This window comes from Streptococcus australis (genome assembly GCF_901543175.1).
Taxonomy (GTDB): domain Bacteria; phylum Bacillota; class Bacilli; order Lactobacillales; family Streptococcaceae; genus Streptococcus; species Streptococcus australis_A.
Genome location: NZ_LR594040.1, coordinates 226,177 through 247,334, shown reverse-complemented (window position 1 = coordinate 247,334; position 21,158 = coordinate 226,177). Strand labels below are relative to the sequence as shown.

Here is a 21,158-nt window from a genome sequence, read left to right as displayed (position 1 = left end):
CCCTTCTCATGATTTTATATAGTTCTCTGGAGAACTAATTAGTTTTCATGAGAACTATTTTACCACTTGCACAAAATATGTCAAGAAAAAAGTTTCCTTGAGAACTATCTTGGTCTGAATTGACATTAGTAGCTATTTTCTCTATAATAAGCACTAACTACTGTGGATTAATATCCATTCACACAAGGAAGGGAGAGAGCTTTCAAATGAAACCAGAGGAACAGAAAGTTTTAGGGATTTTGGCAACCATTTTTGGAGCCATCGCACTTTTAGGATCTTGGATTCCATTTAGTAATTATCTATCATTTTTCATCGCTATTGTCGCTTTAATCCTAGGGATTATCGGCCTTGTCGTCAACCTCAAAAAACGAAAAACAATGGCCATTATCGGAACGGCTCTGTCAATTTCTTCTATTGTACTATTCTTTACAACCCAGATACTGTACGCTAATATCTACAAAGATTTTGCCAGGGAATTTAACCGCTCTTACAGAGAGGCGAGTGCCTCCATTGACCGCGAAGAGGAAGGCGACTTGACAGATGATAGCAGCGATTTCTTCCCTGAAGAGGAGGAAGAGGATTCCTTCACTTGGACCCAAAAAGAGTTCGACGCCTTAATCGAAGGTGACCTTGACAACAAAGGAAAAGGTGGCACCAACTACAAGGATATCATCAAAAAACACGGACTACCAGATTCCGAATTTGATTCAATCATTGAGGGCTACGACACCAAGAGAATTACCTATATTGGCATTGATGATAAAATCAAGACCGTTACTCTGACCTTTGTAAAACAGGATAATGGTCAACTCTTACTAGTTCATAAAATAGCTGTAGGCCTAGGAGAAAGACAGCAGCAAAGAGATTCTGGAACCAGAGTCTAAGTTCCAATATAAAAAGCGAACAGCTAGTAGGTCTGTTCGCTTTTATATTAGAATCCATCTACATTGGTATAGATCTTTTGTACATCTTCGTCGTCTTCAAGGACGCTGTAAAGTTTTTCAAAGGTTTCAAGGTCATCCCCTGACAATTCAACTTCTGACTGAGGAATCATTTCCAATTCGGTAACTTGGAATTCTTGGATACCTGACTCACGAAGGGCAACGATAGCCTTATGAAGGTCAGTTGGAGCTGTGTAAACAGTGATTGTTCCATCTTCTGCTTCTACATCATCCACATCCACATCTGCTTCGAGCAAGAGTTCAAAGATGGCATCCGCATCTTCACCAGCAAATACGATAACCCCCTTGTTGTCAAAGAGATAAGAAACTGAACCTGAAGCTCCCATGTTTCCACCATTTTTACCAAAGGCTGCACGGACATTGGCTGCTGTACGGTTGACGTTTGAAGTCAGAGTATCAACGATCAACATAGAACCATTTGGTCCAAATCCTTCGTAACGTCCTTCTGTAAAGGTTTCGTCTGTGTTTCCTTTTGCTTTATCAATCGCTTTATCGATAACGTGTTTTGGCACTTGGGCTTGTTTGGCACGGTCGATAACGAATTTCAAAGCTGTGTTTGATTCTGGATCTGGATCACCTTTTTTAGCTGCTACATAGATTTCTACACCAAATTTTGCATATACTTTAGAGTTAGCTCCATCTTTAGCCGTTTTCTTAGCTACGATATTGGCCCATTTACGTCCCATTAGGAATCTCCTTTTTTCACATTTTAATCTTTCTTATTATAACACAAGTCCATCTGATTTTCACTAGAGGAAATGGATTTTCTTTCGTAAATCCAGCTAGAATTATCCTTTAGCTGCCAAGATTTCCTTACCTTCTTTTATCAAGGGGTGACGGAAAAGCGAGAAGTAAAGTTGGATGGTCATGGCAAGCCAGATAAGAGGTTCGCAAAGGATAACTCCCTTATAGCCTGCCCAAGGGATAATCAAAACCACAAAAGCAATTTTACCGATTAGTTCGATAAAACTAGATACCAGAGGCAGGATTTTTTGTCCCAAGCCCTGCAAGCAATTCCGATAAATTAGCAAGAGACTCAAAATCGGATAAAAGGCTGAACTGATCTGCAAGTAGAGGCTACCATTTTCTACTAAGTAACTATCCGTCGAACTGGCCAAGAAGGAAACCAAGGTCGAACTAGCAAAAAAGAGAAAGATACAGACAAAGCCTGCCCAGGACATGCTCAGGCGACTGCCGATTCGAAGACCTTGAACAATGCGGTCTGATCGCTTAGCGCCGAGATTCTGAGAGGCAAAGGTCGTCATAGCAGAAGAAATAGCCGTCATCGGAAGCAGAGCAAAGGCCATAATCCGTCGAGCTGCTGTTTGTGCACTGATAATCACGGCTCCAAAAGTATTGACAGAAGACTGTAAAATCACACTACCAATAGACACAATTGAACTCATTAAGCCCATAGCCAAACCTTGCTCCAAGAGATCCGCGTACAGACCCTTGTCCCATTTGAAATGTTTGAACTGTGGCAAGAGTTCTGGAACGCTCTTGCGAATATAATAAAAGCAAAGAACCGCTGATAATCCTTGTGAGATAATAGTAGCAAGTCCCGCAGATTGAACTCCCAGTTGTAGTTGCGTAATAAAATACAAATCGAGAAGCACATTGACCAGAGCAGAAAAAATCAAAAAGCCAAGCGCAGCCAGACTGTCACCAATAGACCGCAACAAGCCTGCAAAGAGATTATAGGCGAAGCTGACGCCTACACAGGTCACAATCATGGAAATATATTGATAGGACTGGGGAAGGATTTCCGCCGGAGTATCTAAGTATTGCAAGAGTGGATACAGGCCGACAAATCCCATCAGCATAACTAAAATACTTAGAAGCCCTCCTAAAATCCAGGTTGCAGCTACCGCTTCTTTGATTTTGGTAAAATTACGAGCCCCATAATAGCGAGCAATGACAATCCCCATGCCATTTCCAACACCAAGCGTAAAGCCTATAATCAAGTCAAAAATGGCTGTCGTCGCTCCTACTGCTGCCAAGGATTCTTGGCCAAGGAAACGCCCAACAATCAAGACGTCAGCTGTATTATAAAGCTGTTGAAAGATATTAGACAGCAAGATTGGATAGGCAAAGCTTAAAAGCGAAGGAAGGATTGGACCATTGACCAAATCCACTTTTCTTTTCTTATTCATAAGCCTATTATATCAACTTTCTGGAGGAGCGACAAGGATTGCTTGGTTTTCTTGAAATCAATTGCCTACCGAGAGACAATTTGCTATAATCAAGAAAAGGAGGTCATTTATGAGTTTGACCAGTCAATTAATAACCGATGTATTTCCCGATCTTGAAAAAGTTGAAAAATTAAATATTGAAGCCTTCCCCGAAGAGGAACGCGTTCCTTTATCCGAATTTTTACGCTATCAAGACCGAGACGATGCCCACTTTTTCGCCTTTTATAACCAAGAAGAGTTTGTTGGATTTGCTTTTTCTATTTCCAATCCAAAAGCTTTTTATATCAGTTTTTTTGCTATCATGCCTCACTTGCGAAGCCACGGGTACGGAAAGGAAATCATCGAAAAACTGACTGATTTTTACCAGCGAACCATGTTGCTGGAAGTCGAGCGATTAGATGAAGAATGCGATAACTTGGAACAGAGAAAAGCTCGTATGGACTTCTATCGACAAAATGGCTTTAAAACAGCCAATGCCTTCTTAGAGTACGAAGGTTTAAGTTTTGAAATCCTCTATCGTGGCGACCACTTTGACGAAGAAGCCTATCGTGACATCTTCCAGAAATTGCAAGATGAACATTACTTTGACTTTCATATCGAGCATCGTCGTTTCAGTGACCATTAGTTTTTTCATCCTAAATGAACATAAAAAGTAGCAGCTAGGAACTGCTACTTTTTATGTTATTCTTCAATTTCGATTCCAAGATCATCGCCAAGGTCAAGTGTTACTTCTTGGTTAGAAGTCGTCTCTGCTACTGGACTAACATCTGAGGTTTCTTCATCTTCAATCAAGCCATAATGAACACGGACTTGGTGGTCAATGGCATCAAAGATTTCCGGATGATCTGCCAAGTATTTCTTAGCATTTTCAGATCCTTGCCCGATTTTTTCACCCTTGTAAGAATACCATGCTCCGGCTTTTTGGATGATATCCAGGTCACTTGCAATCTTCAAGAGCTCACCAGTCTTAGAAATTCCTTCTCCGTACATGATTTCAACAAAGGCTTCCTTAAATGGTGGAGCCACCTTGTTTTTCACGACCTTGATCTTGGTTTCCTTACCGACATTGGTATCTTTTTGGTCACCAGTTCCCTTGATTTGTGTGCTTCCACGAACATCCAAACGGACTGAAGCATAGAATTTCAGAGCACGTCCACCGGGAGTTGTTTCTGGATTTCCAAACATCACCCCAACTTTTTCACGTAATTGGTTGATAAAGATAGCAATTGTTTTTGTCTTATTGATAGAAGCACCAAGTTTACGCATGGCCTGGCTCATCATACGAGCTTGAAGACCTACGTGGCTGTCTCCGATATCACCATCGATTTCTGCACGAGGCACAAGGGCCGCAACTGAGTCGATAACGACGAGGTCAACCGCACCTGAGTCGATCAATTTCCCTGCAATTTCAAGACCTTGCTCCCCTGAGTCTGGTTGTGACAAGAGCAATTCGTCAATGTTCACACCAAGTGCTGCTGCATAGGCTGGATCAAGGGCATGCTCCGCATCGATAAAGGCTGCGATACCGCCTTCCTTCTGCGCTTGCGCGACAGCGTGAAGGGCAACTGTTGTCTTACCAGATGACTCTGGTCCATAGATTTCGATGATACGTCCCTTAGGATAACCACCTGATCCAAGCGCAATATCAAGCGCCAAAGATCCTGAACTCATCACTTGAACTTTTTGTTCTGCGCGTTCACCCAAACGCATGATTGATCCCTTACCGAAATCTTTCTCAATCAATTTAAGAGCATCGTTCAAGGCTTTTTCACGATCAGCTCCAAATTTTTTACCGATTTCATCTAATTTTTTTGTTGGTTTTTTCGCCATTCTATTCTCCTATATTCTACTGATCCTTAGATCTTTCTACTATTATATCAAAAGTTAGTCACTTAATAAAGCCTTGCGAACTAGGTTAAAGGCATGCATAACCGCAATCTGACGCACATCTGCTCGGCTTCGTCCTGCGATATTAGCCTTGATAACCTCTGTCCCTTTTGCATGCGCCAAGCCGATAAAGACCGTCCCAGCTGGATGCCCCTCTAGGCTATCTGGTCCAGCCACACCCGTCAAACTGACTCCATAATCAGACTGAGTCTTGAGGCGTGCCTGCTCCGCCATTTTTCGAGCCGTAAACTCTGAAACGACACCATATTTTTTCAGCTCTTGCTCGGAAATATCCAGCATCTTGGACTTTTCTTCTAGGCTGTAGGTAACAAACCCTCCATTAAAGATAGCTGAAACACCTGAAAAATCTGCTAAAGTAGCCTGAAAGAGACCTGCCGTCAAGCTCTCTGCTGCAGTGATGGTCTTTCCGCACTTTTTCAACTCCTCCACGACTACACTTGCTAGACTGGTTTCTTCCCCATATCCATAACAGATGTCTCGCAGAGAAATTCCTTCAAAAGTCTGACGATCCAAAATTTGATCCTCCAAGATGTCCAAGGCTTGATCAGCCTTTTCTTGACTGACTGCTTTTGTGGACAAGCGCAAGGTCACCTCTCCTGTTTTGGCATAGGGAGCCAAGGTCGGATCCGTTTGCTGATCAATCAAATCCGCCAAAATAGTCACCAACTGGCTTTCACCAATCCCAAAGAAACGGAGTACTCGTGAATAGAGCTTAGCACCAGTCGTTAACTTGGGTAAGAGCTGATTTAAGACCATGGGTTTCAACTCACTAGGAGGTCCTGGAAGGACTACGTAGGTCACACCATCCACTTCCGACACCCCTCCGACAGCTAAACCTGTCTCATTTGGTAATGGAGTTGCTCCTTCCACAATTTGAGCTTGCCTCTCATTATTTGGAGTTCGCGCATAGTCTGGCCTTTGAGCAAAAAAGTGATCAAGTTTCTCCTGAGCTTGAGGATCAAATACCAAGGCTTTTCCCAAAAATTTTGCCAGCGTTTGTTTGGTTAAATCATCCTCAGTTGGCCCTAAGCCCCCTGTCAAAATGACTAGACTGCTACGCGAGCTCGCAATTTCTAGCAAGGACATAAGACGCGCTTCATTATCTCCCACAGCCGTTTGGAAGTAGACATCTACCCCGATTTCTGCTAGCTTTTCAGATAAGAACCGGGCGTTGGTATTGACGATTTGCCCTGTCAAAATTTCCGTTCCTACAGCAATAATTTCTGCTTTCATCTTTCCTCCTACCTATCTATTCGGATTCTTTTTGAAAAAATCGCAGGAAATTCCCACGATTTGATTCTTCATTTTATTCGGATTCTTCGCCTAAAGTATTTGTTGAAGGCGCTCTTCGACCATAAAGACTCTCATACAGAACAGCGTTAGTCTCCAACTCTGTCACATCTTCTCTCCCTAGGGAACGACGCAAGAGATTTTGCATTTCCAGCATATGCTCCGTCGTCACGATTTGATAAGAGATACCCTGCAATTCTTCACCTTCACCACGAAGTTGATGAGTTTCGATGTTTTTAAAGGAATCTTGGTAACCAAGTAGTTGTGGAATACTAGAGGCAGACAAATCAACATTCGTCTGCATATTATCACTAAGCGCTTTTAAGATAGCTTGATAATGACTGATACTATTCAAACTCAAGACTTTTTCTACGATTTTTTGAATGACTTCACGTTGACGTTTTTGACGACCATAGTCTCCTTCAGGGTCTTGATAACGCATCCGTGAATACACCAGGGCTTCCTCACCATTCAAAGTTTGTTCTCCAACACCAATGGAAATCTTATTAAACTCCTCCTGGTCAGCAATCGAAATCGGGAAACCGAGTGTATTGTTGACTGTGATGCCCCCAACTGCATCAACTAGCTGTTGGAGTCCTTGCATGTTGACCATCACATAACGATCGATATGGATGTTCATCATTTTTTGAATGGTTGAAATAGCCAACTCTGCACCACCATTTGCATAAGCCGCATTGAGTTTAGCTTCCTGAATTTGACCATTTCCAAGATCAATCTTGGTCAAAATATCCCGCTCTAAGCTCATCATGGTTGTTTTCTTGGTTTTTGGATTGACTGTCAAAAGAATCATAGAATCACTATTCCCCGCCCAAGGGTCTGTACGTTCTACATTTCCCGTATCCACCCCCATCAAGAGAATGGTCAAAGGCTCAGTCGCTTCGATAACGTTGGTTTCTTCACCAATCTTTTTATAAGTCTTTTCACTCAAGGTTGCTGTTCCTTGTTGGAAAATGGTGTAGCCGTAAATCCCTACACCTACCACTGTTACTGCTAGAAAAGCTAGTAGCATTCCGATTATTTTTTTTACCATCTTATCACTTATCTATCAGTCTACCCATCAGGCAAACGTCTAAAAATTTCCCTTCTTCTAAATAGGCTCCTCTTTCTTGTAAGCCTTCTGTAACAAATCCAAATTTTGAATAGAGGTGGATAGCTGCCTCGTTGCGCTTTTGTACACTGAGCTGCAAACGACGCAGAACTCCACTGGTTTTAGCCCACTCAATTCCCTCTTCAAGGAGTATGCTTCCTAAGCCATGATTCCAAAACTTCCTTTGGATGACCAAAAAGATATCCCCGATGTGACGAATCCGTATACGTTGCTCTGCCGTGATGTTCAAAACACCTGCAATTTCATCATTCAGGAGGGCTAGGAGAGTGATTTGGTTATCTGAAGTCGCTTGCTTTTCAATAAAAAGCGCCATTTCAGATTCTGTCATCAGGATACCATTTTCATCCAGACTGGTGAAATCTGTCTCCTGTCCAACTAAATCCAAAAATGCAACCAAAGCAGCTGCATCCTGAGCTTCAGCCTCACGAATACAAAGTTCATACTCCATCACGAAGCTCCTTGATTAGTTGTTCAGCCCGAGAACCATGAGCTGTAAATTGAAGGCAACGACCCTCAGCTTCTTTCAAAATTTCCAACTCTAAGTAAGAATCTGGTAAATCCTCACCCAAAAGATGTCCCCACTCGATAACGGTCACACCACCACCAAAGAGAAACTCATCCAAGTCAATGGAATCAGCATCCCCCTCAATCCGATAGACATCCAAGTGGTAGAGCGGAAGGCGACCCTCATACTCTCTCACGATAGTGTAAGTTGGACTTTTGATCATCTGACGAATACCCAATCCCTTGGCAAGACCCTTGGTAAAGGTTGTTTTACCAGCGCCCAGTTCTCCAGACAGGATCAAAACATCGTTTTTTTGGAGCAAGGTTCCTAGGCGTTCTCCCAGATTGATCAGCTCTTCTTCATTTTTTGTGTACATATTACTATTATACCAAAAAGTTTTCTTTTATGTAAATTTTCTTTACAAACTTACTATAACAACTTTGGTAAAATAAGGGATTTTTATTGATCAAAAAGTGTTTTTAAAAGAATATACACATAGCACTGACAAGTAAAATATCTCGGATCACATGACCGTAAAAGGAAAATTCTCTTCTCATGGATTTTGGAAATAAAAACCGAGCAAAAATGAAGCCCAAACCGACATAAAAGACAATGGATAAAACTGTCATTGGATTTCTCAAAAAGAGCAAGGTCGCCAGAACTGTCAGGACAACTGTTTTTTTCTTATTGAGAGTTGCTCCCAAATCTCGGCTGTATTTTTCAAACGGCAAAAAGACAAGTAAATCAATGCCAAACAAGAAAAAGAAGGAGGGCAAGAAAAGGTCTACCAACTCTTGCTGAAAAGCTGTCTGTGTCAAAATAGTCTCCGACAACACCAGACAGACACCGACTAGGTTTAAGACCAACAAAGTACTATAAAATAGTTTCACTTTTTTCTGACTGTTTATGATGCTATGAACATCCTGATTTTGGGTATAAAAGAAATTCATTCCCGCGCACAGACCTGATGCCAATACGATAAACACTAGAAAATAAGCGCTTGACTGCTTTAAGGTTAAGATGGCTCCCTTCCACAGCAAGCAACTACTCAGACTAATCTGGATCAAAGCCAGTAACAATAAGATGCGAATTGATTTTATCATTTTCAGTCCCCCTTCGTATACATGATTATACTCTGCAAGAAAGATAAAATCCCTCCCCTCTTCTCAAGTGTCCTATTTTAACGCTCAACTGACAAAAATGGAAAATTATTGGTGAGGATTATTTTTAAGTTCTGACAGACCTCTATCCGATATTTTTTTACTTTTTGAGAATGAACTAAAAAATGGTTAAAGCGATTTGAGAGATATTATGTCGTGCTCACCTAACCCCAATAGATAGAAGAGTAAAACAAAAGAGAACCCGAAGGCCCTCTTATTTGCTTTTTATTCTACTGTTTCTTCAACTTGGATTTCCACAGCTTCCTCTACTGGAGCATTTTCTGTCTCTTCTTGTTCTGGAGCCAGATAGGCTGCTTCATTGATTGCTTGTGGTTCAAGGTTACGGTAACGAGCCATACCAGTACCTGCTGGGATGATCTTACCGATGATAACATTTTCCTTGAGTCCAAGGAGATGGTCCTTCTTACCACGGATAGCCGCATCTGTAAGGACACGAGTTGTTTCCTGGAAGGAAGCCGCTGACAAGAAACTGTTGGTTTCAAGTGAGGCTTTGGTAATCCCCATAAGGACTGGACGACCAGTCGCTGGAACTCCACCTGCGATAAGAACATCTTTGTTGGCATCTGTAAAGTCGTTGATATCCATGAGGGTACCCATGAGGAGGTCTGTGTCCCCTGGATCCATGACACGGACTTTACGGATCATTTGACGAACCATTACCTCGATGTGCTTGTCACCGATTTCTACCCCTTGGCTACGGTAAACCTTTTGTACTTCACCGAGAAGGTAAGTTTCAACTGACAAGACATCACGAACTGCAAGGAGACGTTTTGGTTGGATAGAACCTTCTGTCAATGCTGCACCGCGAGAGACTTGGTCTCCAACTTCGACACGCATACGTGCTGTAAATGGAACGACATATTCACCTTCACCAGTTTCACCCTTAACAAAAACTTTCTTAGTACGAGTTGAAGCGTCTTCTTCGATGGCTGTAACCTCACCCTTGACCTCAGTGATGACCGCTTCCCCTTTCGGATTGCGGGCTTCAAAGATTTCTTGGACACGAGGAAGACCCTGAGTGATATCGGTATTTGAGGCAACCCCACCCGTGTGGAAGGTACGCATGGTAAGCTGTGTACCAGGTTCCCCGATAGATTGGGCAGCGATTGTACCAACTGCTTCCCCAACTTCAACCGCATCACCAGTCGCCAAGTTGATACCGTAACAGTGACGGCAGACACCATGACGAGTGTTACATGTAAATACGGAACGGATAGTGACTTCTTCCACACCAGCATTGACAATTTCACGCGCCTTGTCTTCTGTGATTAACTCATTTGGACCAATGATCACTGCGCCAGTTTCTGGGTGTTTAACAGTTTTCTTAGTATAACGACCGTTGAGACGTTCTTCGAGTGACTCGATCATCTCTTTTCCTTCTGCGATAGAACGGATCAAGAGACCACGGTCTGTTCCACAGTCGTCCTCACGGATGATAACGTCTTGGGCAACGTCAACCAAACGACGAGTAAGATAACCTGAGTCGGCTGTCTTAAGAGCCGTATCGGTCATACCTTTACGCGCACCGTGAGTTGAGAAGAACATTTCGAGTACTGACAAACCTTCGCGGAAGTTTGAAAGGATTGGCAATTCCATGATACGTCCGTTCGGAGCAGCCATCAGACCACGCATACCGGCAAGCTGTGAGAAGTTTGAGATGTTACCACGGGCTCCAGAGTCCATCATCATAACGATTGGGTTCTTCGGATCTTGGTTGGCAACCAAACGTTTCTCCAATTTTTCACGAGCTGCACGCCATTCAGCGGTAACTGCATTGTAGCGCTCGTCGTCTGTGATCATACCACGACGGAATTGTTTGGTGATTTGTTCTACACGTTTGTGTGACTCTTCAATGATTTCAGCCTTGTCCTCAACCACTGGGATATCGGCAATACCCACTGTCAATCCTGCAAGAGTTGAGTGGTGGTAACCGAGGTTCTTCATACGGTCAAGTAGGGCAGAAGTTTCTGTCGTACGGAAACGTTTGAAGATTTCAGCGATGATATTTCCAAGGTTTTTCTTCTTGAATGGGGGGTTAAGTTCAAGATTGCGAATAGCTTCCTTGATATCTCCACCTAGTGGCAAGAAGTACTTAGCTGGAACACCTTCTGTTAAGTTAGCATTGGTTGGTTCTTGCAAGTATGGTAGACCCTCTGGCATGATGTCGTTGAAGAGGATTTTACCAACTGTTGTAAGCAAGACTTTATGTTTTTGCTCTTCTGTCCAAGGCTTGTTGAGACTGTCTGTTGCGATACCAACACGTGAGTGGAGGTGAACATAACCATTACGGTAAGCCATAACCGCTTCGTCACGGTCTTTGAAGACCATTCCTTCACCTTCACGACCAGCTTCTTCCATGGTCAAGTAGTAGTTACCCAAAACCATGTCCTGAGATGGAGTAACAACTGGTTTCCCATCTTTCGGGTTCAAGATATGCTCAGCAGCTAGCATGAGGATACGAGCTTCCGCTTGGGCTTCTTCTGAAAGCGGTACGTGGATGGCCATTTGGTCCCCGTCAAAGTCGGCATTGTAGGCTTCACAGACAAGCGGGTGCAAGCGAAGGGCCTTACCATCAATCAAGACTGGCTCGAAGGCTTGGATCCCCAAACGGTGAAGGGTCGGTGCGCGGTTCAAAAGTACTGGGTGTTCTTTGATTACTTCTTCGAGGATATCCCAGATGCGTTCATCTCCACGTTCAACCAAGCGTTTAGCCGCTTTAACGTTTTGCACGATGTCCCGGGCAACGATTTCACGCATAACGAATGGTTTAAAGAGCTCAATAGCCATTTCACGTGGTACACCACATTGGTACATCTTAAGAGTTGGACCAACGGCGATAACGGAACGTCCTGAGAAGTCAACACGTTTACCGAGCAAGTTTTGACGGAAGCGTCCTTGTTTACCTTTGAGCATGTGGCTCAATGATTTGAGTGGACGGCTACCTGGTCCTGTAATCGGACGACCACGACGACCATTGTCAATTAAAGCGTCAACCGCTTCTTGAAGCATACGCTTCTCATTTTGAACGATGATGCCTGGTGCATTCAACTCAAGCAAACGAGCCAAACGGTTGTTACGGTTGATAACACGACGATAAAGGTCGTTCAAGTCAGATGAGGCAAAACGGCCACCATCCAACTGCAACATTGGACGAAGATCTGGTGGAATAACCGGAAGGATGTTGAGAATCATCCATTCAGGCTTGTTTCCAGACTTGTAAAAGGCATCCAAAACATCCAAACGACGGATGGCTTTGACACGTTTTTGTCCAGTAGCTGTTTTCAACTCTTCTTTGAGTTCAGCAATTTCTTTTTCAAGATCTACTTGTTTCAAGAGGTCTTGGATAGCTTCGGCACCCATCTTGGCAACAAATGATCCATAACCATACTCACGCAAGCGCTCACGGTATTCGCGCTCTGTCATGATAGATTTGTGCTCAAGTGGAGTATCCTTAGGATCAATCACCACATAAGCTGCAAAGTAGATAACTTCCTCGAGGGCACGAGGACTCATATCAAGGGTCAAGCCCATACGGCTTGGAATCCCCTTGAAATACCAGATGTGTGATACAGGAGCTTTCAACTCGATGTGCCCCATACGCTCACGACGAACTTTTGTACGCGTTACTTCAACCCCACAGCGGTCACAAACAATCCCTCTGTAACGAATGCGTTTGTACTTACCACAAGCACATTCCCAGTCCTTTGTAGGACCGAAGATGACTTCGTCAAAGAGTCCTTCACGTTCTGGTTTCAAGGTACGGTAATTGATTGTTTCAGGTTTTTTGACTTCTCCATAAGACCATGAACGGACTTTGCTTGGAGAAGCTAGGGTGATTTGCATACTTTTAAAACGATTTACATCAACCACTATTTCTTCCCTTTCTATTCTAAGTGAACTGCTTATTCTTGGTCAGCAGCTTCTTCTGTTGCTTCCGCTTTTGCAGTTTCTTCAGCTTCAAATGCTGCTTTTGCATCTTGGGCTGCTTTTTCGCGGGCTTTTTCAAGGTCATCTACGTGGATGACATCTTCGTCCATTCCTTCATCCAAGTCACGAAGTTCCACTTCTTGATCATCTTCGTCAAGGACACGCATGTCAAGACCAAGAGACTGCAATTCTTTTACAAGAACTCGGAAGGATTCTGGGACACCTGGTTTTGGAATTGGTTTTCCTTTTGTGATAGCTTCATAAGCTTTCAAACGTCCGTTGATATCGTCAGACTTGTAAGTCAAGATTTCTTGAAGGACATTTGACGCACCGTAGGCTTCAAGAGCCCAAACTTCCATCTCACCGAAACGTTGTCCACCAAACTGAGCTTTACCTCCGAGTGGTTGTTGGGTAACGGTTGAGTATGGTCCGACTGAACGCGCGTGCAATTTATCGTCAACCATGTGGTGGAGTTTGATCATGTACATGACTCCGACAGAAACACGGTTATCAAACGGTTCACCAGTACGTCCATCGTAAAGGATTGTTTTGGCATCGCTATCCATACCTGCTTCTTTGACAGTTGACCAAAGGTCTTCAGAACTTGCTCCGTCAAAGACTGGTGTCGCGATGTGGATACCAAGGGTACGAGCAGCCATACCAAGGTGGAGCTCCATAACCTGACCGATATTCATACGTGATGGCACCCCAAGTGGGTTCAACATGATATCGACTGGAGTTCCGTCTGGAAGGTAAGGCATGTCTTCTACAGGAACGATACGAGAGACAACCCCTTTGTTTCCGTGACGTCCGGCCATCTTATCTCCGACCTTGATCTTACGTTTTTGAGCGATGTAGACGCGAACCAGCATATTCACACCAGATTGCAACTCATCCCCATTTGCACGAGTAAAGATTTTGACATCACGAACGACACCATCAGCACCGTGAGGTACACGAAGAGAAGTATCACGAACTTCACGAGACTTGTCTCCAAAGATAGCGTGCAAGAGACGTTCTTCAGCTGAAAGGTCTTTCTCACCCTTAGGTGTTACTTTACCTACAAGAATGTCACCTTCTTTAACCTCAGCACCGATACGGATAATACCCATTTCGTCAAGGTCTTTAAGGGCATCTTCACCAACGTTTGGAATTTCACGAGTGATTTCTTCAGGCCCAAGCTTTGTATCGCGTGTTTCTGATTCGTATTCCTCGAGGTGGACAGATGTGTAGACATCGTCTTTCACCAAGCGTTCGCTCATGATAACGGCATCCTCGAAGTTGTAACCTTCCCAAGTCATATAGGCAACAATTGGGTTTTGTCCAAGCGCCATTTCCCCTTTTTCCATAGAAGGTCCATCAGCGATGAAATCACCTTTTTCAACGACATCACCAACTTTAACAAGCGTACGTTGGTTGTAGGCAGTACCTGAGTTTGAACGACGGAATTTTTGGATGTGATAAACGTCCAATGAACCATCTTCACGACGAACTTCTACCTTGTCAGCATCTGCGTAGGTAACTTTACCGTCATACTGAGCAATCACAGCAGCTCCTGAATCGTGGGCTGCTTGGTATTCCATACCAGTGCCAACGTAAGGTGCTTTTGGATCAATCAATGGCACAGCCTGACGTTGCATGTTGGCACCCATGAGGGCACGGTTGGAGTCATCGTTTTCCAAGAATGGAATACACGCAGTCGCAACGGCAACTACCTGTTTTGGTGACACGTCCATGTAGTCAACAACATTAGCAGGATACTCTTGGTTGACCCCTTGGTGACGTCCCATGACAACTTTCTCAGCAAAAGTACCATCTTCGTTCAGACGTGAGTTGGCCTGTGCTACAGTAAATTCATCTTCTTCATCGGCTGTCAACCAAACGATTTCGTTGGTCACAACACCTGTTTCACGGTCAACCTTACGGTATGGTGTTTGAACAAAGCCATACTTGTTCAAGTGTCCGTATGATGACAAGTTATTAATCAAACCGATGTTTGGTCCTTCAGGTGTCTCGATTGGACACATACGACCATAGTGAGTGTAGTGCACGTCACGGACTTCATATCCAGCACGGTCACGTGTCAAACCACCAGGTCCTAAGGCTGACAAACGGCGTTTGTGAGACAACTCAGAAAGCGGATTGTGTTGGTCCATGAACTGTGACAACTGTGATGAACCAAAGAATTCTTTGACTGCAGCTGTTACAGGACGGATGTTAATGATTTGTTGCGGTGTCAAAACTTCATTGTCCTGAACAGACATACGCTCACGGACGTTACGTTCCATACGAGAAAGTCCAAGACGAACTTGATTAGCAAGCAATTCACCAACTGCACGGATACGACGGTTTCCAAGGTGGTCGATATCATCCACACGTCCGATACCTTCAGCCAAGTTGAGGAAGTAGCTCATCTCAGCAAGGATATCTGCAGGAGTGACGATACGAACCTTGTCGTCTGGATTGGCATTCCCGATGATGGTTACAACACGGTCTGGATCCGTTGGTGCAACAACCTTGAATTTTTGAAGAACAACTGGCTCAGTCACAACAGCTGCATCATTTGGAATGTAGACAATCTTGTTCAAGTCGCCATCCAAGTGGTGCTCGATGCTTTCAATCACGCTACGAGTCATAACGGTTCCAGCTTCTACCAAGATTTCACCCGTTTCAGGATCTACCAATGGCTCAGCGATGGTTTGGTTGAGCAAGCGTGTTTTAATGTTCAATTTTTTATTAATCTTGTAACGACCAACGGCTGCCAAATCGTAGCGACGTGGGTCAAAGAAACGAGCCACAAGCAAGCTACGTGAGCTTTCAGCCGTCTTAGGCTCACCTGGACGAAGGCGTTCGTAGATTTCCTTCAAGGCTTCGTCTGTACGAGAGTCCATTGGGTTCTTGTGGATATCTTTTTCGACGGTATTGCGAACCAATTCGCTGTCACCAAAGATATCAAAGATCTCATCATCACCTGAGAAACCAAGCGCACGAACCAAGGTCGTAAATGGAATTTTACGAGTACGGTCAATACGAGTGTAGGCGATATCTTTTGAGTCGCTTTCGAGTTCCAACCAAGCTCCACGGTTAGGGATAACAGTTGAACCGTAGCCCACTTTACCGTTTTTATCTACTTTGTCGTTAAAGTAAACACCTGGTGAGCGGACCAACTGAGATACGATGATACGTTCACCACCATTGATGATGAAAGTACCCATTTCTGTCATGATTGGGAAATCACCAAAGAAAACTTCTTGGGTCTTGATTTCGCCTGTTTCTTTATTGATCAAGCGGAAGGTTACAAAAATGGGTGCTGAGTAGCTAGCATCATGGATACGAGCTTCTTCTAGCGTGTATTTTGGTTCCTTGATCTCATAGCCAACAAACTCCAACTCCATAGTGTCTGTGAAGTTTGAAATTGGCAATACATCTTCAAACACTTCCTTAAGACCATGGTCTAGGAAATCTTTGAATGAGTCAGTTTGAATTTCAATCAAATTTGGTAAGTCAAGAACTTCTTTGATTCTTGAAAAACTACGACGGGTACGATGTTTCCCGTATTGAACGTCATGTCCTGCCAAGATGATTCTCCTTTGTAAATAAAGTTCCAAGCCTGCTTCATCAGGCTATTGATTATCGTCAAATGGTTGTAAAACCCCTATCACCATGTCCTTCTGATGAATTTTCAGAATCTTTAAATCTTTATTACAAGAGCCCAAAAACCTGAAAAAAAGCACAAAAAGAGCAGCTAAATCCGACTTTTTCAGGAGATTTAACTGCTGTGAGTCTTGTCTGGACAATATTTCAGACAAAACCTACGACAAATGATTACTCTTATTATACCTTATTGGACAAGATTTTTCAAGGTTTTTTACTATTTTTCAAACAATCTTTTCCTATAAAATAGTTTAAAATTTCAAAGGAATGAAGCATAAAATTTTCTTTTAAAAAATAGGAAAACGCTTGCACTAATCTTTACCTCATGCTATACTGATAGGGAACAACTACATAAGGAGAATTGTGATGAAAAAGATCCCATCTCAAACTGAGAAAAAAATGATTTACGGTATTCGTTCCTTGAAAAATGGAACAGGTTCTGTCCTTATCGGTGCTAGCATTGTCCTATTTTCTACTGCAATGCCAACCATTTCAGCTAACGAAAACCTCCCTCAAGCTCAGGAAAATACTAGTGCTGTGACCAAGGCTCCTACCGAGACCAAAGCAAGTCAAACACAAGAGCAAAGCCCTATTTCTGAGCAAAACAATGCAAACGCTTCCCTTGATGCTAAAAAGGAAGCCCCAGCAACTGAAACTGCTCCAGGAGCTGAAACACCTAAAAGAGAAGAAGCTACTACAAGCCAGCCTAACAGCAAGAAAGAGAAAGTAGATACTCGCACTTCGACGCCAAATTCTGATCAAAAACCTCAAGCAGACACTAGTTCTGAAGAACCAATCGAAGACAACTACTTCCGCATCCATGTGAAAAAACTCCCTGAAGAAAACAAGGATTCTCAAGGCCTTTGGACTTGGGACGATGTTGAAAAACCTTCTGAAAACTGGCCCAATGGAGCAAAATCCTTCAAGGATGCTAAGAAAGATGACTATGGCTATTACCTAGACGTCAAACTCAAAAATGAGCAAGCCAAGAAAGTCAGCTTCCTCATCAATAATTCCAAAGGGGATAACCTGACAGGGGACCGTTCGGTAGAGCGCCTCTCTCCCAAAATGAACGAGGCTTGGCTAGATGAAAACTACAAGGTATACAACTACCGTCCTCAACCAGCAGGAACTGTCCGTGTCAACTACTACCGCACGGATGGCAACTATGACAAGAAATCTCTCTGGTATTGGGGCGATGTCAAAAACCCAAGCAGTGGAGAATGGCCTGACGGTACTGACTTTACGGCAACTGGAAAATACGGCCGTTACATTGATATCCCACTCAATGAAGCTGCAAGAGAACTTGGATTTTTATTACTAGACGAAAGTAAGAAAGGCGATGATGTGAAAATCAGAAAAGAAGATTATAAATTCACAGATCTAAAAAATCACAGTCAGATCTTCCTCAAGGATGATGACGAAACCATCTACACCAACCCCTACTATGTGCACGATATCCGCATGACTGGTGCCCAACACGTGGCTAAATCTCGTATCGAAAGCAGTTTTTCTACCCTCGTTGGAGCTAAGAAAAACGATATCCTCAAACACTCCAGCATCACTGATTACCAAGGGAATAAAGTAGCTATCACAGACGTGGAAGTGGATGAGGCAGGTAAAAAAGTGACCTATATCGGCGACTTCTCTGACACTCAACACCCTTACACTGTCAGCTACAATTCAGACCGCTTTACCACACGTTCAAGCTGGCGCCTCAAGGATGAGTCCTACAGATACGACGGCCCTCTCGGTGCAACCCTAAAAGAAGATGGCAAACGGGTCGACCTCACCCTCTGGTCTCCAAGTGCTGATAAGGTTTCCGTTGTCGTCTACGACAAGAAAGACCCTGAAAAAGTAGTCGGAACTGTCGCCCTTGAAAAAGGAGAAAAAGGAACCTGGAAACAAACTCTGGATGCAAACTCTGGTCTCGGTATCAGCAACTACACTGGCTACTACTACCACTACCAAATCGAGCGCCAAGGTAAAACCGTTCTCGTTCTTGACCCTTATGCCAAATCGTTAGCAGCTTGGAACAGCGACCTTGCAAAAACAGACGCTGCCCATAAAGTTGCTAAAGCTGCCTTTGTCGATCCAAGCAAACTAGGCCCACAAGACTTGACCTACGGTAAGATTCGCAACTTCAAATCGCGCGAAGATGCTGTCATCTATGAAGCCCATGTTCGTGACTTCACCTCAGATCCTGCAATCGCAAAAGACTTGACCAAGCCATTTGGTACCTTTGAAGCCTTTATCGAAAAACTAGACTATCTTAAAGATTTGGGTGTTACCCACATCCAACTTCTTCCCGTCTTGTCCTACTACTTTGTCAATGAATTGAAGAACCAAGAACGCTTGTCTGCTTATGCTTCAAGCAACAGCAACTACAACTGGGGATATGACCCTCAAAACTACTTCTCTTTGACTGGTATGTACTCTAGCAATCCTAAGGATCCAGAAAAACGAATCGCAGAATTCAAAAACCTCATCAACGAGATTCATAAACGTGGCATGGGGGCTATCTTGGATGTGGTCTACAACCATACTGCTAATCTCGATATCTTTGAAGACCTAGAGCCAAACTACTATCACTTTATGGACGCAGACGGAACTCCTCGTACTAACTTTGGAGGCGGTCGTTTGGGAACAACCCACTACATGTCTAAACGTGTCTTGGTAGACTCCATCAAGTATCTGGTTGAAACTTACAAAGTGGATGGTTTCCGTTTCGATATGATGGGAGATCATGATGCAGCTTCTATTGAAGAAGCTTACAAGGCTGCACGCGCCCTTAATCCAAATCTAATCATGTTAGGCGAAGGTTGGAAGACCTATGCTGGTGATGAAAATATGCCAACCCAACCTGCTGACCAGTCTTGGATGAAGAAAACCGATACTGTCGCTGTCTTTTCAGATGACATCCGTAACAACCTCAAGTCTGGTTATCCAAACGAAGGCCAACCTGCCTTTATCACAGGTGGAAAACGTGATATCAATACCATCTTTAAAAATCTCATTGCTCAACCAACTAACTTTGAAGCAGACAGTCCTGGAGATGTTATCCAGTATATCGCGGCCCATGATAACTTGACCCTCTTTGATATCATCGCTCAGTCTATCAAAAAAGACCCAAGCAAGGCGGAAAACTACGCTGAAATCCATCGTCGTTTGCGACTTGGAAATCTCATGGTCTTGACTGCTCAAGGAACACCGTTTATCCACTCTGGTCAGGAATATGGACGTACTAAACAATTCCTTGATCCAGCCTATAAGACTCCTGTTCCTGAAGATAAGGTTCCAAACAAGTCTCACTTGTTGCGTGACAAGGACGGCAAGCCATTTGTCTATCCTTACTTTATCCATGACTCTTACGACTCTAGTGATGCTATCAACAAGTTTGATTGGACTAAGGCTACAGATGGAAAAGCTTTCCCTGAAAATGTCAAGAGCCGTAACTATATGAAAGGGTTGATTGCCCTTCGTCAATCTACAGATGCCTTCCGACTCAAGAGTCTTCAAGATATCAAAGACCGTGTCCACCTCATCACTGTGCCAGGTCAAAATGGTGTTGAAAAAGAAGATGTGGTCATCGGCTACCAAATCACAGCTCCAAACGGCGATGTCTACGCTGTCTTTGTCAATGCGGATGATAAGGCTCGCGAATTTACTCTAGGAACTGCCTTTGCTCACTTGAGAAAGGCTGAAGTCCTGGCAGATGAAAATCAAGCAGGACCAGTAGGAATCGCTAAACCTCAAGGTCTTCAATGGACTGAAAAAGGGTTGCAATTGAACGCTCTTACTGCCGTTGTTCTCCGCTTGTCTCAAGGTGGTGCCATCGTCGCCCCAGCTGTGGAAGAAAAGCCAGAATTTGACCTTTCTAGCTTGGAAACCCAACAAGACCAAGCCCAAAACCTAGCAGCAAATCCTGAAACTCAAGAAACTGCTGCAGAGACTCTTTCTCACAAAGTCCTTCCAAACACAGGTACTGAGAACAAATCCCTTCTTGCCCTTGCTGGATTCAGCATCCTTGCCCTTCTCGGACTTGGATGGTTGATGAAAAACAAGAAAGAGAACTAATACTCAATGAAAATCAAAGAGTATACTAGGAAGCTAGCCGCAGGCTACTCAAAACACTGTTTTGAAATTGTGGATAGAACTGATATGGTTTAAAGAGATTTTCGAAGAATATAACCTAGCCCTCCTATAGAAAAACACCCCATGATTAGAAGACTCTTCTAGCCAATGGGGTGTTGTTTGCAGGCTCTACAATATTTGTAGTGGGTAAATCCCCTATAGATATTATGGAGCCTATTTTATTGTAGAAAAAAGTCCCAAAAGATCTATAATGAAAAGCGACCAAACCATCATTAGAAAGAATCGCCCTGTTGTAAAGTGAAGTGCAACACAAAA

Annotated in this window: 13 protein-coding genes; 3 read left to right on the top strand and 10 right to left on the bottom strand. The window is 43.5% G+C overall.

What is annotated here, in order from left to right:
* Positions 1-206 precede the first annotated feature (206 nt).
* Positions 207-884 (top strand): DUF308 domain-containing protein, encoded by a 678-nt coding sequence (locus FGK98_RS01415; protein ID WP_138099720.1) that lies wholly within the window; start codon positions 207-209, stop codon positions 882-884.
* Positions 885-931: 47 nt separating this feature from the next.
* Here the strand turns inward: FGK98_RS01415 and FGK98_RS01410 are convergent, their stop codons facing one another.
* Both FGK98_RS01410 and FGK98_RS01405 read right to left on the bottom strand, forming a co-directional pair.
* Positions 932-1,648: a YebC/PmpR family DNA-binding transcriptional regulator gene (locus FGK98_RS01410; RefSeq protein ID WP_125827836.1), complete on the bottom strand. Its 717-nt coding sequence runs from the start codon at positions 1,646-1,648 to the stop codon at positions 932-934.
* 102 nt (positions 1,649-1,750) lie between these two features.
* On the bottom strand, positions 1,751-3,115 hold the full coding sequence (locus FGK98_RS01405) for an MATE family efflux transporter (RefSeq protein ID WP_138099719.1): 1,365 nt from the start codon (positions 3,113-3,115) through the stop codon (positions 1,751-1,753).
* A gap of 109 nt (positions 3,116-3,224) precedes the next feature.
* Here FGK98_RS01405 and FGK98_RS01400 point away from each other — a divergent pair, with 109 nt between their 5' ends.
* Positions 3,225-3,779, top strand: a complete 555-nt coding sequence (locus tag FGK98_RS01400; protein WP_138099718.1) for a GNAT family N-acetyltransferase — start codon at positions 3,225-3,227, stop codon at positions 3,777-3,779.
* Positions 3,780-3,835: 56 nt separating this feature from the next.
* Here FGK98_RS01400 and recA read toward each other — a convergent pair whose 3' ends face one another.
* The 8 genes from recA to rpoB form a co-directional block, all read right to left on the bottom strand.
* Complete coding sequence (gene recA / locus FGK98_RS01395; RefSeq protein ID WP_138099717.1) at positions 3,836-4,984, bottom strand: recombinase RecA; 1,149 nt, start codon at positions 4,982-4,984, stop codon at positions 3,836-3,838.
* Positions 4,985-5,038: 54 nt separating this feature from the next.
* Entirely contained in the window at positions 5,039-6,295 is a 1,257-nt protein-coding gene (locus FGK98_RS01390; protein ID WP_138099716.1) for a competence/damage-inducible protein A, read from the bottom strand.
* A gap of 73 nt (positions 6,296-6,368) precedes the next feature.
* Positions 6,369-7,403 (bottom strand): glycopolymer--peptidoglycan transferase LytR, encoded by a 1,035-nt coding sequence (gene lytR / locus FGK98_RS01385; protein ID WP_138099715.1) that lies wholly within the window; start codon positions 7,401-7,403, stop codon positions 6,369-6,371.
* A gap of 4 nt (positions 7,404-7,407) precedes the next feature.
* Entirely contained in the window at positions 7,408-7,929 is a 522-nt protein-coding gene (locus FGK98_RS01380) for a GNAT family N-acetyltransferase (RefSeq protein ID WP_138099714.1), read from the bottom strand.
* Complete coding sequence (gene tsaE / locus FGK98_RS01375; RefSeq protein WP_138099713.1) at positions 7,919-8,362, bottom strand: tRNA (adenosine(37)-N6)-threonylcarbamoyltransferase complex ATPase subunit type 1 TsaE; 444 nt, start codon at positions 8,360-8,362, stop codon at positions 7,919-7,921. The genes FGK98_RS01380 and tsaE overlap by 11 nt, the downstream gene beginning before the upstream one ends.
* Positions 8,363-8,465: 103 nt before the next feature.
* Entirely contained in the window at positions 8,466-9,086 is a 621-nt protein-coding gene (locus tag FGK98_RS01370) for a hypothetical protein (protein WP_455164708.1), read from the bottom strand.
* A 285-nt stretch (positions 9,087-9,371) separates the two neighbouring features.
* Positions 9,372-13,037: a DNA-directed RNA polymerase subunit beta' gene (gene rpoC / locus FGK98_RS01365; protein WP_171011097.1), complete on the bottom strand. Its 3,666-nt coding sequence runs from the start codon at positions 13,035-13,037 to the stop codon at positions 9,372-9,374.
* A 32-nt stretch (positions 13,038-13,069) separates the two neighbouring features.
* A complete protein-coding gene (rpoB, locus tag FGK98_RS01360; protein WP_138099711.1) occupies positions 13,070-16,672 on the bottom strand; it encodes a DNA-directed RNA polymerase subunit beta in 3,603 nt (1,200 codons plus the stop codon).
* 442 nt (positions 16,673-17,114) lie between these two features.
* On the opposite strand from rpoB, the gene FGK98_RS01355 reads away from it, so the two are divergent.
* Positions 17,115-20,825: a pullulanase gene (locus FGK98_RS01355; protein WP_138099710.1), complete on the top strand. Its 3,711-nt coding sequence runs from the start codon at positions 17,115-17,117 to the stop codon at positions 20,823-20,825.
* Positions 20,826-21,158: the final 333 nt, after the last annotated feature.

Excerpts from the sequence above, each read along its gene's own strand:
- FGK98_RS01415 (WP_138099720.1), top strand. The coding sequence starts at position 207 with ATGAAACCAGAGGAACAGAAAGTTTTAGGGATTTTGGCAACCATTTTT.
- lytR (WP_138099715.1), bottom strand. The coding sequence starts at position 7,403 with ATGGTAAAAAAAATAATCGGAATGCTACTAGCTTTTCTAGCAGTAACA.
- FGK98_RS01400 (WP_138099718.1), top strand. The coding sequence starts at position 3,225 with ATGAGTTTGACCAGTCAATTAATAACCGATGTATTTCCCGATCTTGAA.
- FGK98_RS01405 (WP_138099719.1), bottom strand. The coding sequence starts at position 3,115 with ATGAATAAGAAAAGAAAAGTGGATTTGGTCAATGGTCCAATCCTTCCT.
- tsaE (WP_138099713.1), bottom strand. The coding sequence starts at position 8,362 with ATGTACACAAAAAATGAAGAAGAGCTGATCAATCTGGGAGAACGCCTA.
- recA (WP_138099717.1), bottom strand. The coding sequence starts at position 4,984 with ATGGCGAAAAAACCAACAAAAAAATTAGATGAAATCGGTAAAAAATTT.
- FGK98_RS01410 (WP_125827836.1), bottom strand. The coding sequence starts at position 1,648 with ATGGGACGTAAATGGGCCAATATCGTAGCTAAGAAAACGGCTAAAGAT.
- FGK98_RS01390 (WP_138099716.1), bottom strand. The coding sequence starts at position 6,295 with ATGAAAGCAGAAATTATTGCTGTAGGAACGGAAATTTTGACAGGGCAA.
- FGK98_RS01380 (WP_138099714.1), bottom strand. The coding sequence starts at position 7,929 with ATGGAGTATGAACTTTGTATTCGTGAGGCTGAAGCTCAGGATGCAGCT.
- FGK98_RS01355 (WP_138099710.1), top strand. The coding sequence starts at position 17,115 with ATGAAAAAGATCCCATCTCAAACTGAGAAAAAAATGATTTACGGTATT.